We start from the raw sequence: 16,872 nt of genomic DNA, 5'->3' as shown, positions 1-16,872 counted from the left end.
GAGAAAAGATGATAATTTCAATGCGAAAATGCAGTTAAGCGAAATTCACTTAACTGCATTTTTAATTTTTATATCTCTTCTTTATCAACCTTCATTTGATTTTCATAACCTTTAAAAGGCCTGATTATTAGCCGGGCGGCCTTATCATAATTCCAGTAATTATAAAGCCAGTTAAAGAAAGTCACCAATCGGTTTCTAAAACCAATAAGGAACCAAAGATGTACAAACATCCAGATAAACCAGGCAAAAAACCCACTAAAAGAGCCCTGGTCTAAATCTACTACGGCGCGGTTCCTCCCTACCGTGGCCATTGTTCCTTTATCTTTGTAATTAAAAGCTTCCAGTTTTTTACCTTCAAGAATATTCATAATATTTTTGGCCAAATGTTTTCCTTGCTGAATCGCCGGTTGGGCAACCATTGGATGTCCTTTTGGATAATCTTCTGTTTGCATTAAGGCAATATCTCCAATAGCAAAAATATTCTCGTAACCTGAAATTTGATTAAATGCGTTCACTTCATACCTATTGGCTTTCTCCACCATTGCTGCAGCATTTAAGCCTTTTACAGGCGCACCCGTTACTCCTGCAGCCCAGATAAAGGTTTCGGTTTTTAAGGAAAGATCTGTATTGGTGGTAACCAAATGCCCGTCATATTCCTGTACCATAGTATTTAAATGAACTTTCACCCCAAGTTCTTCAAGAAATTCGTGGGCTTTTCTAGAAGCTTTTTCGCTCATTGGCGGCAAAACCCGGTCCAGGCCTTCCAGAAGATGAATATTCATCTCACTAGGATTAATATCAGGATAATCATTGGGAACAATATGGTTTTTCAATTCAGCAATAGCACCACTAAGTTCAACTCCGGTGGGCCCTGCTCCTACCAAAACAAAGTTCAGCAAAGCTTTTCTTAGTTCAGGATCATCGGTAATTACGGCCTGTTCTAAATTTTCCAATATTAAACTTCGAATATTCAATGCCTGCGGAACAGTTTTCATCCACATGCCGTTTTTCTCAATACTTTTATTTCCGAAGAAATTAGTTTTGGAACCGGTAGCGATTACAAGGTAATCATAGATCAAATCACCAATAGTAGTTTCAATAAAACTCTTTTCGGTATTTATAGATTTTACCTCTGCCATCCTGAAAATACATTTTTTACTATTGCGCGTTATTTTACGCATAGGATAAGCAATAGAATCTGGCTCTAGTCCAGAGGTAGAAACCTGGTAAAGCAATGGCTGAAAAGTGTGATAATTGTGACGATCCAAAATCACGGTTTGCACATCTTCGCCCATTAGTTTACGTACCAGTGCCATTCCAGCAAAGCCGCCACCAATAATAACGACCCTCGGTAAATTTGTTCTTGGAATATTCATAAAGCTTGGTTTTACTCACCAGGTGAGATTTAATATACTCCCTGTTAAGAGTAGTATACTCAAATTTAAGTTTTCTCCTTCTATAGCTAAAAAAATAAGGCTGCATTAACTATACTTTATACTTTTTTGTAACATTGTAAGCACTTAGGCTACATATATGTGCTAACCAACTATTGTGGATAAGGAATTAGAACATCAGTTTGTAACGAACCTGGAAAAATACCAGAATATTGCGCATAAAATTTGTCGTATTTATACTAACGATCAGGATTCGCACAACGATCTGTTTCAGGAAATTACCATACAGCTCTGGAAAGCATATCCCAAGTTTAGGGGCGAAGCTAAATTTAGTACCTGGATGTACCGGGTAGCTCTTAATACCGCGATCACTTTATACCGAAAGAAAAAAAGAAGTATAAGAACACAGGATTTTGATACTGTTGATTTCAAAATTAAAGCGGAAGAATATGACGATGAGACGGAACAGCAATTAAAAGTAATGTATTCTGCAATTCAGGAATTAAACGATATTGAAAAAGCACTCGTTTTTCTTTATCTCGAAGATAAGAACTACAGAGATATTTCTGAAACCCTTGGTATTACTGAAGTAAATGCAAGAGTGAAGATGAACAGGGTAAAAACAAAGTTAAAAAACATTTTAAATCCGTAGCGAATAATGGATGGATTGAATTTATTAAAAAAAGACTGGAAAAAACGGGAAAGCGACATCCCCCAACTTTCCTACGACCAAATATACAAGATGCTTTGGAAGCGATCATCTTCCATAGTAAAATGGATTTTTGTGATTAGTATTCTTGAATTTTTATTCTGGGCACTTCTTACAATTTTTATGGCCGATATTGATTATTGGACAGAGATGGAGCGTATTAATCTAAAAGAATTTACGGTAACAGTTTATGTGATAAATTATGCCGTCACCTTTTTCTTTATTTATTGCTTTTATAAGAATTATAGAAAAATATCTTCTACAGATAATGTGGCAGGTTTAATGAAAAACATTCTACGAACCAGAAAGACCGTCAAATATTATATAGGCTATATTTTGTTATCTACGGCCTTAATTACACTTATTTACACTTATTTTATGATGGATTACCACGCCACTAACACGGTCGTGGAAGACATGGAGAAGTACAGTTTCACCTCAATTCAATGGATAAAGTTTGCCGGAATAATAATAGGCGGTTTAGCTGTTTTCCTCGGCTTATTATGGTTATTCTACAAAGTACTTTATGGTATTTTGCTACGCCGATTGAATAAAAATTACAAGGAATTAAAGAAATTAGAAGTTTAGAAAAACCATCAATGTGTATAAGTTGAGCTTACATTCTTCATGTTAGATGCTGAATCAAGTTCAGCATGACGGTCCTTACTAGGGGAAAGTTAATAATATTATCGCCAGTTTAAACTTCAGACTATAAAATAGAAATGGCTGTTTGAAATTAGTATCAAACAGCCATTTTTATGTAAATCGTAATCTAAGTTTTAACTACACGTGAAGTGCACGATTATCGGTTGCGGCCAGGGCAGCTTCCTTAACGGCTTCAGCATAAGTTGGGTGAGCGTGACTCATTCTGGCTATATCTTCGGCAGAAGCTCTGTACTCCATTGCAGTTACAGCTTCGGCAATAAGATCGGCAGTACGAGCACCGATCATATGCACACCTAAAACCTCATCTGTTTTTTCATCGGCAAGGATTTTTACAAATCCGTCTGTATCTCCACTCGCTCTTGCACGACCAAGCGCTCGCATTGGGAATTTTCCTTCTTTATATTTCACACCATCTTCCTTAAGTTCTTCTTCGGTTTTACCTACTGCAGCAACTTCTGGCCAGGTATAAACAACACCAGGGATTAAGTTGTAATCGATATGCGGTTTTTGTCCAGCGATAGTTTCAGCAACAAAAGTTCCTTCTTCTTCAGCTTTATGGGCCAGCATCGCGCCACGAACAACATCACCAATTGCATAGATATTGTCTACGTTGGTTTGTAGATGTTCGTTAACCTCGATCATTCCTTTATCGGTAACCTTAACTCCGGCAGCATCGGCATTTAATCCGTCAGTAAAAGGTTTACGCCCTACCGAAACCAGGCAGTAATCCCCTTTAAACTCTACTTCCTTGTCTTTCTTATCATCAGCTTTGATGATTATCTCATCACCTTTGCGCTCTACAGATTTAACTTTGGTAGAAGTATGGAATTTAACGCCCTGTTTCTTAAGCACTTTTTGAAGTTCTTTAGAAAGTGCGCTATCCATAGTTGGGATAATTCTATCCATAAATTCTACTACAGTAACCTCAGCGCCCAAACGACGATAAACCTGACCTAGTTCCAGGCCAATAACTCCACCACCAATCACAATCATGTGTTTTGGTATTTCCTTTAGCTTTAAAGCTTCAGTAGAAGTGATCACCCTTTCTTTATCAAGCTCGATAAATGGAAGGTTGGAAGGTTTAGAACCTGTAGCGATAATAGTTTTCGCTGCTTCGATGGTTTCGGTTTCGCCATCGTTCTTTTCAATATTGATGTGGGTTTTATCTTTAAAAGAGCCTACACCTTCGAAAACATCAATTTTATTTTTATCCATCAGGAACTTCACCCCGTCGCAAGTTTGACTTACCACCGAAGCTTTACGTTCCATCATTTTTTCAAGGTTGACCTTTACCTCTCCCGGAATATCAATTCCGTGCTCTTCAAAATGCTTTACAGCATCGTGATAATGATGTGAAGAATCCAATAAAGCTTTACTTGGAATACAACCTACATTTAGGCAGGTTCCTCCCAAAGTTGAATATTTCTCTATGATAGCAGTTTTCATTCCCAGTTGAGCGCAGCGTATAGCGGCCACATATCCTCCGGGGCCAGAACCTATAACTGCAACATCATATTTACTCATAATTTTATCTTTTAGGTTGATTTTTTTACAAATTAAACACAAAAGTACAACTATTCGCGGCAATGACCAATGCACATAAAACTATGATCTAAGCTTTAACATAAACAGTTTTCTTATTAACGAATTCCATCATTCCTTCCCTGGCTAACTCACGCCCGTAACCGGATCTCTTTGTTCCTCCAAAAGGAAGTCGGGGATCAGATTTTACCAACTCGTTTACGAAGAAAGCCCCATCACTCACTCTTCCGGCCATTTCCATAGCCTTTTGGATATCTTTTGTAAAAACCGTAATTCCCAGTCCAAATTTTGATTTTTCTGAAAGTTCAAATGCTTCCTCTATATTTTTTACTTTAATCATTGCTGCAAGCGGGCCAAAAGTCTCTTCATCAAAAGCGGGCATTCCCGGTTTTACATTTCCGAGAATGGTAGGCTGGTGGAAACAATTTTCTTGTTCACCTCCCAGCAATAACTCGGCTCCTTTTTCCACAGATCTTTTTACCTGACTTTGAAGTTGATCTGCCAGGTCTTTTCTGGCCAGCGGACCTACCTGGGTGGCATCCTGCATAGTATCGCCTGTTTTTAATTCGCTTACTGCAGCCTTGAATTTAGAAACAAATTCATCATAGATTCCTTCTAACAAAATAAAACGTTTGGCTGCGATACAGCTTTGTCCGCAGTTTAACATCCTGGCAGTTACCGCTGTTTTAACGGCGCGATCTATATTTGCATCTTCCCAAACAATAAAGGAATTATTACCGCCTAACTCAAGTAGGCTCTTTTTTATATACTTTCCGGCAAGTTCTGCCACCGCAGACCCTGCAGCTTCACTTCCCGTTAAGGTAACCGCCTGTACTGCCTCGTGGGCAATGATCATTTCTGTTTGGTCGTGGTGTACAATTAAATTCTGAAAAACGCCCTTTGGATATCCAGCTTTTGTAAATATCTCTTCAATTTTTAAAGCACAGCCAAAAACATTAGGTGCGTGTTTTAAAATTCCGGTATTCCCAGCAGTAAGTGTTGGTGCGGCGAACCTAAAAACCTGCCAGAATGGAAAATTCCATGGCATAATAGCGAATACACTTCCTATGGGATCGTGCCTAACATAGCTATGGGTAGCATCGGTTTTTATCTCTTCAGGAGCGAGAAATTCTGAAGCATTTTCAGCATAATAATCACAAACCCAGGCGCATTTATTAACCTCAGCTCTCGATTCAGGAATTGGTTTCCCCATTTCCTGAGTAATCATTTGGGCATACTCTTCAACATTATCCCTTAATATCTGTGCGACTTTTTTTAAAAGCCCGGTTCTTGAAGAAAGAGGTGTCTTGCTCCAATCCTTAAAAGCCTCTCCAGATAGGTCTAAAACCTTTTTAGTTTCTTCCGTGGTTTGGGCAGTATACTTCCCAACCTGCTCCCTATTATAAGGGTTTGTGCTATAAAATTCCATTGTGTTTTATTTTTTAATGACTATTGAATTAGGACTGACACTAATTAAAAATGAAAATAAGGAACTAACTAAAAAAACCTGGTGTTATAAATAATAGCAAAATCCATTATTTAAAACACCAGGTTCTATAGAAATATTTGTACAATCAAGAAATAGAAATTAACTCCTCCAGGAATCAACATATCCTGTTCCCATTTTACTCCAGAAACCGGCAACTGCCTGCCAGGAGACTTCTCCATTATTAATTATTTTGCTTCTTAATTTTTCAAGCTCCTTGACGTTTGTTGATGGGTGAGCCTGAGTCATGGCATTTACCATAATTTCGGTAACAGTTTCCTGCCAATCTACATTCTCGGCGTATTGCTCTTCAAATGGATCTTCTACCGTTTGAGCCACTTCTACAGCTGGCTGGTTCCACCATTCAGTTGCAATCTCGGTTGGTTCGTAATTTATGAGCTTATAAACCTCCTGAAAGTTTTCGAAACTTTGTTGTACCGAAGTTTCAGGCCAGCGAAGTTCTACTTTTCCTTCTAATGGTCGGTATACAGAGGTAAATAAAGTTCCAAAACCTTCCTTGAATTTAGTGTTATAAAGTGGCGCCTTAAGAAAAGCATCGGCTACCTGGGCGGAATCCACTTTTTTCGCCGATAACATTTTATTCAGAAAAGACGAACGTTCCATCGTTTTATTAAATGCGGCGTTTTCCGGCCAGTCTATTGTTCCCTGGTGATTGGTAGTAAACGAGGCATCGGTAACCACTGGTGCTTTATCCGGTGCCAGTTGTACGGTTTTGAATTTTCCTGTTTTGTCCACAACGGTTACATTGTAAGACATATGCGAAGGAATCCTAATTAAAGCTGCTACAGCTTCATCAACTTCACTACAAAATTCTAAAACATAACGTAAGATAAACGGAATACCGAAACCTACCCCTACCTCTTTTCGGCCTCCGAAAGTAAGCGAAATGGCCAGTCCGTCTTCATTCATTCCATCTACAACTCCAATAAGGCAATCGCTGGTTGCGATCACTTTTTTATCATTCCAGGAGGTCAGCAATTGCGTTCCTTCCATTAAATCTGGATGGAAATCGTAATTTCTAACCAGTTGAATATCCTCTCCCGTAGTAACCGCCTGTGAACAGCCACTTATGTATGCAGGAGGCTGAAAGCCTGTTAAGAATCGTGCTGCTACCTTATCTCCTTTTGCAAGTTTGCATAGGCGCTGATAAGTAGGCCACATCTCTGGCATATACTTTTTAAGTGCCTCCTGCGAGGTTTTAAGATCTGGATAGTTAGCCGATCCTTTTGAATTAAGCCAGCTTTTATAAGCCGACCAATGGGTATTATATAGTTTCTGCCATTTGGAACCCGGTTTTCCGGGTTCAGAAATAGCATTAAAATGTAACTGCATAGATATGGGTTTTAAATAATTACTTATACTTTTAAAGTTTGGCAAAGTAGTTTTAATTCCTTTTGAACCTTCAAAATATCAGCATATTATTTAGTTAAAGTTCCGGATAATTTTGGCTTCTTCTTATCTTCTACCATTTCCGAGGCATACTGCCCCCTAATAGCCTTAATCCAGTGTTTAGCCCTGTTGTTAAGCTGAAAATCATCAGTCATCATACGGCCGCGACTAACAAGGATTCCCATATCTGCTCCTTCATAAAGGTATTCCCCTTTTCTGCTAATTCGTAAGAAAAAGGCTTCATTTTCATTTTCAACTGCCCTACGGTGCGTATCCATTCTATCAAACTGAATATGGCCCGTATCATACATTCTATAAATACCAGATTTTGGTGCATGTGTAATATATTCTATGGTATCTTCAGTATGTTTTACAATTAATTGGCTCCATCCGTCAATATTTTCCTGGCGGGCCCAACGATCGTTGATAGCCTCTATATCAAGGTCATAATCAATATCCATCCATTCCAGAATATGAAAAACGAATAATGGTGCATCTGCAAGAGCAAAAACAGCATGGTTTGTTATCGAACTTGCTCCCGTAACCCGTGGGTTTAATTCCCCTAAATAGATCTCTCCATTGTCCTGGTCTATTAAGAAATCAAGTTCAAAATATCCTTTATAACCTTCTTCCCGTAACTGATTTCCAAATAACTGGGTATATTCTATCGCTTTATCCCTTAACTCTGGAGTAAAGGCGTTGGGATAGATCTCATTGCCACACCATCCACCTTCGTAAGGAGTAAGTTCTTTAAAACCTACCAGTTCTGTCATTAAGGGAGCTACAATCGTTCCGTGTCTGGTTACACAGGCTTCTATAGCAGAACCTCTGCAACGAATACGCTTCATTACTTTAACTTCCTCCTCTTTTTCGATCTCTTCAGCGTGTTTTTGATATTCTTCTTCATTTGAAATAAAGAAAGTAGTATGACCAGAGTCACCAAAAGGGGTTTGTATAACCAGCTCGTTTCCAAGGTGCTTTGAAACCTCTCTCAAATGTTCAAAATTATCTACTTTGGTAAGTACGTAAGGTACGCAAGCCACCCCTGCTTTTTCTGCAATACGGTTGGTGTTTACTTTGTTATCCAAAAAAGTTCGCATTTCAGCTTTTGGAAACATAATTTCCAGCCCGAGTTTTTCTGCAAGCTCTTCGGTTTTCTCATTAAACATAAGGAACATTGCTTTACCGGATCTTCCGTCTATAGATCTCGTTTTCAGGTAATCCTGAACTTCCGGATGTTGCAACAGGTAATTATTTATATCCTCTATACCTTCAAAATCATCGTGTGGTATCTCGGTTTTAGGAGAAAAAACATTGGGATGAAGGCCGTCAAAACATTCGATATGGCAAATGAATTTAAATCCTTTAATCCACTCATCAGCGCCTAAAAGATTGAAGTTTGTTGCACTTATAAAATAAAGTGGCTCTTCATTTTTATGAAAAGATCTTCTAATATCTGAAACTCCATCCAGCGCATTCTTACTTTTATATTGTCTGGGGGCATTCGCAGCTAATTTTTTGTTTTTCGCCAGCGTACCTCCAACTTTCTTTTTACTTTGACTAGCTTTTTTCTTTCCAACACCGGAAGCTGTAGTAGCTTTTTTCTTTTTATTAGCTGAAGAAGCAGGAGCTTTTCCCTGCTGCGCGGTAGAATCTGAAGGCACAGATTTCTTCCCTTTTAAAGACTTTTCTTCTGTAACCTTTAATTTGCTATCTTTTTTAGCACTGCGTTCCGGGGATACCGGTTCTTTTTTTGGTGTAGTTTTCTTTTTATTTGTTGCTCCTTTTTTATTGGAGGCTTTTGGTTTCTTAGATTCCATAATTTTAATTTTTTAAGTTAGTGATCTTTTTTTCGCATTACTTCCCATGGAGCCCATAGAACTCACTGTTTTTTGACGATTAAGCACATTATCTTTAAAAATTCTTAGACCGAGATCTGCCCGGTAGCCGTGAATTTCAGATACATCTAATGCAGTAAGAAATCTTATAATCTCCTTACTTACCACCTGCCCGGGCACAAGCACGGGAAATCCTGGCGGATAAGGGATTATAAAGGATGAAGCTACAAGAATTCTGTTTTCTTCCATAGCGGGCAAACATTCCAGGAGCGGCATATATTCGTAATTTTCTTCGTTGTAAGCGAGAAAAAATGCCTCTCTTATATTTCCTCCCGGAACTCCGGGAACTGCCTGAAAGGAATGGTGGAAATAACTAAAATCGGGCAATGGAGGGAAATCTTCGGTTAAAGATTTAATGCGGTCCCTGCGGTTGTTACCCTCTTTCTGGCTAAGAGTCTTAAATTCCTGATCCAGCTCATCGGCTATCTTTAATAATGCATTGGTTAAATAGGTTACACTTCCCCGGGTGGTTCCAATATTCGTCATAAACAAAACCGTATTCCTGGAGGTTTTATTGATCTGAATATTAAATTTATCCATAAGGTACCTGTTCTTAAAGGTATCACCGTCTACTCCAGTTCTACCTATATGTAAGGTGATTTTGGTGGGGTCTAAAACAAATTCATCCTGCTCCCAGGCGGTTTCCATCCTGTTCCAGCCTTCTTTGGGATTATAATATTCCTTTATACCCGATTTACGGTGCTGCTTCGGGATAAAATTACCTATGGTTAATACGTCAAAATATTTCTTTAATTTGGGATGATCGTTGACCTTAGCCCTTAGGACCATAGCCAATTCAATACTTTTTTCTACCAGCTCATAACCTTCAAATTGCACCTGTCTTCTCCCAACATCAAGGGAAGCCAGCATCTGGTAATTAGGAGAAGTTGAAGTATGCGTCATATAGGCTTCCATAAAAGTATTCTCGCTTTTTTTACGGAAATCCTCATCCCAAACATGTATCATAGAACCCTGTCTGAAACTACTTAAGGTCTTATGGGTACTTTGGGTAGAATATACCCTTATTCGCACCTCATCTGGATTTGGCAGGCTCGGAATTTCATTCTTTTTAAGGCCTTTAATATGCGCGTTATATTCTTCCCTGTAGCTATCGCTTTGATATTTATCACATAATTTTTGAGCAACGAACATTCCGGTACGTTGCTTATAATTATACGTAAAACCGGCAAATGCAAACCAGGCTTCATCCCATAAAAATATCATATCTGGTTTTATGGCCAGAACTTCCTGCATTACTTTTTCTACATTATAAACTAAACCGTCAAAAGTGCAATTGGTTAACAACAGCATTTTAACAAGTTTTAATCTTCCTGCCTTTTTTAATTGAAGTAATTTTTCTTTTATCTGCTCTAGCGGCACCGCGCCATACATAGAATATTCTTCTATGGGATAAGAATCGAGGTAAACCGGGTAAGCTCCTGCCAACACGAGTCCGTAATGATGCGATTTATGGCAATCTCTATCTATTAATATAACATCCCCCGGTTTTACCAATGCCTGCACTACAATCTTGTTGGCGGTAGAGGTACCGTTGGTTACAAAAAACGTATTTCTTGAGCCGTAGGCTTCACTGGCCTTTTGCTGCGCTTTTTTAAGCGAACCGGTTGGTTGTAATAGACTATCTAATCCACCGGTGGTAGAAGATGTTTCTGCCAGAAACATATTACGGCCGTAAAAATTTCCGAAATCGTTAATCCATCTTGATTTAAATACCGAATTACCCCGGGAAATTGGCATGGCATGAAATATCCCGGTAGGCTTTTTACTGTAATCTTTTAAAGCTGAAAAAAATGGAGTTTCATAACGCTCGCTTATTCCTCTAATAACGGTAAGGTGTAACTCCTGCAAATCTTCAGTTCGATAAAAAATCCTTCTGAAGGTTTTTAAGGTGCTATCCTTTAAATTACTTAGAGCCGTATCGGTTACATAATAGGTATCCAGTTCTGGCCTGAATTTTTTTACCATGGTTCCTAAAATTGGTCCTAACTCCGTAGGCGAATTAGAACCATAATTCAGTTTCAATATATTCTGAATAAAAGGTTTTATTGCAGGAGTGATCTTTTTTGAATGATAGCGAGGAGCATAACGAATTACAACCGCCTGAATATTAAAATTAAACTGAAGGGCGATTAAAGCATCTTCAAAAGAACGCTGTACTACAATCCCATAAGCAAACTGCTCGTTAGAAAGTCGCATTTCTTTAAGATCATGCCGAAGTTTATTTTCCTCTGCCTGAGAAATATCTTCTACAAACATGACTTCAAAATAATTTTTCCTGGCTACTTCGGTATACTCTCCTTTATCAGTAAGATCTGCTCCCGGATCTTCATCTTCTAAAAAATCTGGATTGCTTCTATACCTATCACTTACTAAGTTTTTTGTGATCTCTGCAATTTTATGGGATAAAGCGGTATGTTCCTGTCTTTCTAACATTTCCCTTAAAGAATCAATACAGGATAAACCTGGAAATGCAAAGAAGCATTCTACCCCCTCAAGATCCTTTAAAAGTTGCCTAAGATTTTTTTTACGCGCCTTTTCATCTTCTGATCCACGAGGAGTAGAATGAAGTTTCGTAGACTCACTTTTTAAAGTATTCCAGGATTCTACTCTAAGTTGAGCGATATTATAATAATGTGCACTGTCTATTTTTTTCTCTGGCATAATTAATCTTTTGAGTGTAAGGCGAGTTTGTTTCCTTCAGAATCAATAAAAATGGCAAAATGTCCGGACTCCGGATTAATCAGGGTTTTGGTCATCACAATTCTTCCTCCGGCTGCTTCAACTCTATTTAAAATACGGTTTAGGTCTTTACCTGCATTGAGATAAAGCAGGGGACCTATTATACCGGGTATAGAATTTGGTCCCGTAACAATCGCCCCTCCAATACCCTTTTCTGCAGGAAAAAATGCCATTGCATAATTCCCGTCAAATTGGGTTTCCATATCAATCTTAAAAATGCGGTTATAAAAATCTACTGCTTGTTGGAAATTAATTGCAGGAATTTCAAACCAGCTTATAAAGTCCTTTACAGGTTGTTCTTCCTGTTTTTCCTTTTTATTCTTTTGTGTTGTTCCTCCCATAGTTCTGTTTTTTTAATTATCCTCCAAATCCTTTATATCCTGTAGGATTAGCCGGTGGTTCATATTCATGTTCTTTCATTTTCAATTCAGCAAGGTTATCCAACCTCGTAGGCTTAATAAGTGGCCCGAGTGAATTGAGATAAGGCAATTGAGCCCCCTGTTGATAAATATTAAATTGACCGATATGATCTCTAAAACTTTTTAAAGGCTGGCCCAAACGTAAAACTCCGAGTTCCCTACTTCTTCTCACACGACTGATGTTGAGTTCCAGCGGAAAAATTTCTTCATTTCCTTCGGCTTGATAGATCACACGACCATCGGGCCCACAAACCAAAGATCTTCCATTTCCTCCCGATTCAAGCCCGTTTACATCAAAGAAGTAACACTGATTTACCGCGGCCATAGCCCTCACAATAGACAATTCAATATCCCTGTCTATAGTTCCTGTCATAGTTGGATGCAAAATAACTTCTGCTCCCATCACCGCGAGAGTACGCACTGTTTCAGGAAACCACATATCGTAACAAACAGATAGTCCGAATTTTGCAACTCCCGGCACATCAAAAACGCAAAATTCTGAACCCGGTGTCACTCCTACTTCATAAGGATAAAAGGGAAACATTTTTCTATAACGCGTAACGATCTCTCCCTGAGGATTAATCACTGTAGCGGTATTATAAATTTTACCTTGGCTTTTTTCGAAGATGGAACCCGGTAACAGCCAAATACCATGTTTCTTAGCCGCGGCCTGCATCTCTTTTTCGAACTCTCCCGGTATTTCCTGGGCATTATGGGTTAAAGGACCGTAGCCACATAACTCACTAAAAACTACCATGTCTACCCAGGGGTAAAGACTCATGGTAATATCAAGTTTCAGCTTCATCATTTCCACATTGGAAGCGACTGCGGAAACCTTCATCTGTATTCCTGCTATTGCAAATGGATTCATAATATTTTTTATTTCTTATTATCCGTAGAAAATATTTTCCCGGATTCTGTAATCAATTCCTTTTATATGTTTAGAAAAACATCGTTTCATAGTAATTAATTCACCACAAAACTGAACGTAACTCTTCATTGAAATTCCTTTTAAAGAACTTCAACCTAATTTTAAAACTTAAGTATGTTTTCTTATTTGATTTTCCAGAATATCCAGAGCTTTATTTAATTGTTCATCGGTAATTACGAGTGGACACAGTATTCTTAAAACATTTTTAAAGGTACCGGCGCTTATAAGAATTAAACCTTCCCGGGCACAGCCTTTTACGATGTTAGCGCAGAGTTCTGTATGCGGGTTACCAGGATCATTATCTTTTATAAATTCTATTCCTATCATCGCACCTAATCCTCTTACGTCCCCTATTTCAGGACATTCTTTCCTAAACTTTTCCATCCGGTCTGTGATGAGTTTACCTATATAAATTGCTCTCTCGTTAAGGTTTTCATCTTTCATTAACTGGATAGTAGCCAAAGCAGCAGCACAACAAACAGGACTACCTATATAGGTGCCACCAATAGTGCCTGATTCCGCCGCATCCATAATTTCAGCCCTTCCAAGTACTGCAGCAATAGGAAGCCCTGAACCCATAGATTTTGCATAAGTACTAATATCAGGTTGTACTCCGTAATGTTGCCAGCTGGCCCAATGCCCCGTGCGGCAAAAACCGCTTTGAATCTCATCAAAAACTAACAAAACACCATGTTCGTCACAAAAGGAGCGCAGTCCTTCCAGGTATTTTTGAGGAATTGGATTAAAACCTCCTTCTCCCTGAATTGGCTCGACAATTATAGCTGCAACGCTATTTATATCAACCATACTATGTGCACTTCCCCTAAGTCTTTTTAGTTCTGTTTCCACAAATTCCTCCATACTTTGCGTACCGTGATATTTGTAAAAGTTCGGAAAAGGAATTCGGTAAACTTCCGGAGCAAAAGGCCCTGAAGAAAATTTGTAGTTTACCTTACTGGTTAGGCTCATACCCATAAGAGTACGCCCGTGATATGCTTCTGTAAAACAAATTACCGCTGGTCTTTTTGTGGCCTGGCGTGCAATTTTAATGGCATTTTCTACGGCTTCTGCCCCGGTGCTAATCAGCATCGCTTTTGTTTTCTCCCCGTGTGGAAGTATTTCAGCAAGTTCTTCACAGAGTTTAATGTACGGTTCATAAGTAACTACATTAAAACTGGTATGAAGATACTTTTCTGCCTGTTCCTGAATAGCCTTCACCACAGGTTCGGGACAATGGCCTGCATTTACAACGCCAATTCCGCCGGCAAAGTCTATAAGTTCATTTCCGTCTACATCTGTTATTATTGCTCCTTTTGCCTCTCTAACGGTGGCTGTATTAAAAACACCAACTCCGTTGGCGACAATGTTTTTTCTCCTGTCAAGGAGCTGCTGAGATTTTGTTTGCTCTTCAGTCATAAATATTTGGTTGTTCAATTGAATGGTTAATCTAAATAATGCAAATACGCAGTGAGGAGATAAGTAAGTAGGCCCCAACCACTTTTGCTGCTGGTTAATATACAATTTTATTTTCTTATTTAGAACTGCTTTCTTACTGTAAACCAATCAGAAACCTTGCTAGCATCTTATTTAAGGTGAGATTTTTTGTTTAATATTTATTAAAAAAGATGAATCAAAATATTTTTTATTCCATTAGTATTCAATAATTTATCACTATTTCAAGCTAAAGCTAAAATGCCAGTTTTATTTAAAAATGAAGTCCATTTTGAAGTCCCAAAAAAATAAAAAATTAATTTTATAGATATTTGATTGTGTTATAATTAGAATATGGTATCAATCTAAAACTCCCTGTTATTTATAGCGGAACGGCTGTGGTACTTTTCACAGGGCTAATAATAAAAGTGCTTTGAGTGCTCCCTATATGATCTAAGTTGGTGAGTTTGGTAACCATAAATTCGCGATAGGCTTCCATATCTTTTACCAGGACCTTTAAGATATAATCGTATTCACCACTTACGTGATAACATTCAAGAACTTCAGAAAGCTTTGCGGCTTCAGCTTCAAATTTGGTTAAGTAAGACCGGGAATGTTGAATGAGTTTAATCTGGCAAAAAACCATAAAACTTTTTTCCACTTTATCGGGGGAAACCAAAGCTACATATTTCGAAATAACCCCTTCTCGTTCAAGGCGCTTAATTCTTTCAAAAACAGCAGTTACGGAAAGCTGCAGTTTATTAGAGATCTCCTTGTTGGTCATTTTGCTGTCCTCCTGAAGATGTTTTAAAATCTGAAGGTTTTTTTGATCTAATTTCATAATGAAAATTTTTCTATGCTGAATTTTAAATTTAAGCATTTAATGATTCTAAATCTATTAAATACGATTTATATAGATTTATTTACTGAATTTATAATTTACTGTTGATTTTTATTCAGCTATACCTTTATTTTGGATAAACGACTAATTAAATAATAATGAAATACAAACCCGCAGATAATATTCAGGACCTTCAATATTTTGGCGAATTTGGAGGCGTTAATCCTTCAATATCCGATTCCTCTACTTATACATTTCTTTCAGCGAAAACCATGTTCGATACTTTTGAAGGAAATTCAGAAGGTTGCTACCTTTATTCCAGGCATTCTTCCCCTTCAAATTTATATTTGGGCGAAGCCCTTGCAGCGATGGAAGGTACCGAAACAGCAAACGTAGCTGCCAGCGGAATGGGCGCTATCACCTCTACCCTACTTCAGTTATGCCAGGCCGGCGATCATATCGTTTCCAGCCGCACAGTTTACGGCGGAACCTACGCATTTATGAAGAATTTTATTCCGAAGTTCAACATTCAAACTTCTTTTGTAGATATTACTAATCTTGAAAGTGTTGAAGCTGCGATTACCAAAGACACTAAAGTACTTTATTGCGAGACGGTAAGTAATCCCCTGCTGGAAGTGGCCGATATTGAAGCTTTGGCTAAAACCGCAAAAAAACACCAGCTAACTTTTGTGGTAGACAATACATTTTCCCCACTTTCTATTAGTCCGAAGGAATTAGGAGCCGATGTTGTAATTCATAGTTTAACCAAATTCATCAATGGCAGCAGCGATACCGTTGGTGGCGTTACCTGCGGAAGCCAGGATTTCATCAATGCGCTTCGCAGCGTTAACGATGGCGCCAATATGCTGCTGGGACCTACGATGGACAGTATGCGGGCGGCTTCGGTTTTAAAGAATTTAAGAACCCTTCATATAAGAATTAAACAGCACAGCCATAACGCGATGTTTTTAGCTGAAAAATTTCAGGAAGACGGCTTGAGAACGGTTTATCCCGGATTAAAAAATCATCCCGGCCACGAAACCTTTAAGAAGAGGATGAATGAAGATTACGGTTTTGGTGGTTTGTTGACCGTAGATGTAGGCAGTCTTGATAAAGCCAATGCATTAATGGAATTGATGCAGGAGAAAAACCTGGGCTACCTGGCGGTAAGTCTGGGCTTCTATAAAACACTCTTTAGCGCTCCCGGAAGCTCTACTTCTTCTGAAATTCCCATTGAAGAGCAGGAAGAAATGGGACTAAGCAATGGCTTGATCCGTTTTTCTATCGGTTTGGACAACGATATAAAACGGACTTATAAAATGATGAAATCCTGTATGAAGGAAGTCGGGATTTTAAACAAGGAGATGGTTTAAAAAAAAAGAATG

At 38.4% G+C, this 16,872-nt stretch carries 13 protein-coding genes; 3 read left to right on the top strand and 10 right to left on the bottom strand.

Annotated features, from left to right (window positions below; genetic code table 11):
* Positions 1-68 precede the first annotated feature (68 nt).
* The gene (locus tag LB467_RS06435) at positions 69-1,376 is read right to left on the bottom strand and encodes an NAD(P)/FAD-dependent oxidoreductase (RefSeq protein ID WP_224473209.1); all 1,308 of its coding nucleotides are present in this window, start codon (positions 1,374-1,376) and stop codon (positions 69-71) included.
* Between the two features lie 175 nt (positions 1,377-1,551).
* On the opposite strand from LB467_RS06435, the gene LB467_RS06430 reads away from it, so the two are divergent.
* Complete coding sequence (locus tag LB467_RS06430; RefSeq protein ID WP_224473208.1) at positions 1,552-2,046, top strand: RNA polymerase sigma factor; 495 nt, start codon at positions 1,552-1,554, stop codon at positions 2,044-2,046.
* A gap of 6 nt (positions 2,047-2,052) precedes the next feature.
* The gene (locus LB467_RS06425) at positions 2,053-2,691 is read left to right on the top strand and encodes a hypothetical protein (RefSeq protein ID WP_224473207.1); all 639 of its coding nucleotides are present in this window, start codon (positions 2,053-2,055) and stop codon (positions 2,689-2,691) included.
* A 195-nt stretch (positions 2,692-2,886) separates the two neighbouring features.
* On the opposite strand, the gene lpdA is transcribed toward LB467_RS06425, so the two are convergent.
* From lpdA to LB467_RS06380, 9 genes are all read right to left on the bottom strand, one after another.
* Positions 2,887-4,293 (bottom strand): dihydrolipoyl dehydrogenase, encoded by a 1,407-nt coding sequence (gene lpdA / locus LB467_RS06420; RefSeq protein ID WP_224473206.1) that lies wholly within the window; start codon positions 4,291-4,293, stop codon positions 2,887-2,889.
* A gap of 88 nt (positions 4,294-4,381) precedes the next feature.
* Positions 4,382-5,740: an NAD-dependent succinate-semialdehyde dehydrogenase gene (locus tag LB467_RS06415; protein WP_224473205.1), complete on the bottom strand. Its 1,359-nt coding sequence runs from the start codon at positions 5,738-5,740 to the stop codon at positions 4,382-4,384.
* 159 nt (positions 5,741-5,899) lie between these two features.
* Positions 5,900-7,150, bottom strand: coding sequence for a C45 family autoproteolytic acyltransferase/hydolase (locus tag LB467_RS06410; RefSeq protein ID WP_224473204.1), 1,251 nt, complete (start codon positions 7,148-7,150; stop codon positions 5,900-5,902).
* Between the two features lie 86 nt (positions 7,151-7,236).
* Positions 7,237-9,027, bottom strand: a complete 1,791-nt coding sequence (locus LB467_RS06405; protein ID WP_224473203.1) for a biotin carboxylase — start codon at positions 9,025-9,027, stop codon at positions 7,237-7,239.
* Between the two features lie 12 nt (positions 9,028-9,039).
* Positions 9,040-11,787 (bottom strand): aminotransferase class I/II-fold pyridoxal phosphate-dependent enzyme, encoded by a 2,748-nt coding sequence (locus LB467_RS06400; RefSeq protein ID WP_224473202.1) that lies wholly within the window; start codon positions 11,785-11,787, stop codon positions 9,040-9,042.
* 2 nt (positions 11,788-11,789) lie between these two features.
* Complete coding sequence (locus tag LB467_RS06395; RefSeq protein ID WP_224473201.1) at positions 11,790-12,206, bottom strand: VOC family protein; 417 nt, start codon at positions 12,204-12,206, stop codon at positions 11,790-11,792.
* A 16-nt stretch (positions 12,207-12,222) separates the two neighbouring features.
* Positions 12,223-13,155 (bottom strand): carbon-nitrogen hydrolase family protein, encoded by a 933-nt coding sequence (locus tag LB467_RS06390; RefSeq protein ID WP_224473200.1) that lies wholly within the window; start codon positions 13,153-13,155, stop codon positions 12,223-12,225.
* Between the two features lie 168 nt (positions 13,156-13,323).
* Complete coding sequence (locus tag LB467_RS06385) at positions 13,324-14,631, bottom strand: aspartate aminotransferase family protein (protein WP_224473199.1); 1,308 nt, start codon at positions 14,629-14,631, stop codon at positions 13,324-13,326.
* 397 nt (positions 14,632-15,028) lie between these two features.
* The gene (locus LB467_RS06380) at positions 15,029-15,487 is read right to left on the bottom strand and encodes an Lrp/AsnC family transcriptional regulator (RefSeq protein ID WP_224473198.1); all 459 of its coding nucleotides are present in this window, start codon (positions 15,485-15,487) and stop codon (positions 15,029-15,031) included.
* A gap of 158 nt (positions 15,488-15,645) precedes the next feature.
* Here LB467_RS06380 and LB467_RS06375 point away from each other — a divergent pair, with 158 nt between their 5' ends.
* Positions 15,646-16,860, top strand: a complete 1,215-nt coding sequence (locus LB467_RS06375; protein WP_224473197.1) for an aminotransferase class I/II-fold pyridoxal phosphate-dependent enzyme — start codon at positions 15,646-15,648, stop codon at positions 16,858-16,860.
* The last annotated feature ends 12 nt before the right edge of the window (positions 16,861-16,872 follow it).

It is taken from the genome of Salegentibacter tibetensis (genome assembly GCF_020164485.1).
Taxonomy (GTDB): domain Bacteria; phylum Bacteroidota; class Bacteroidia; order Flavobacteriales; family Flavobacteriaceae; genus Salegentibacter; species Salegentibacter tibetensis.
The sequence above is the reverse complement of the archived record's forward strand: the minus strand, read 5'-3'. Positions and strand labels throughout refer to the sequence as shown.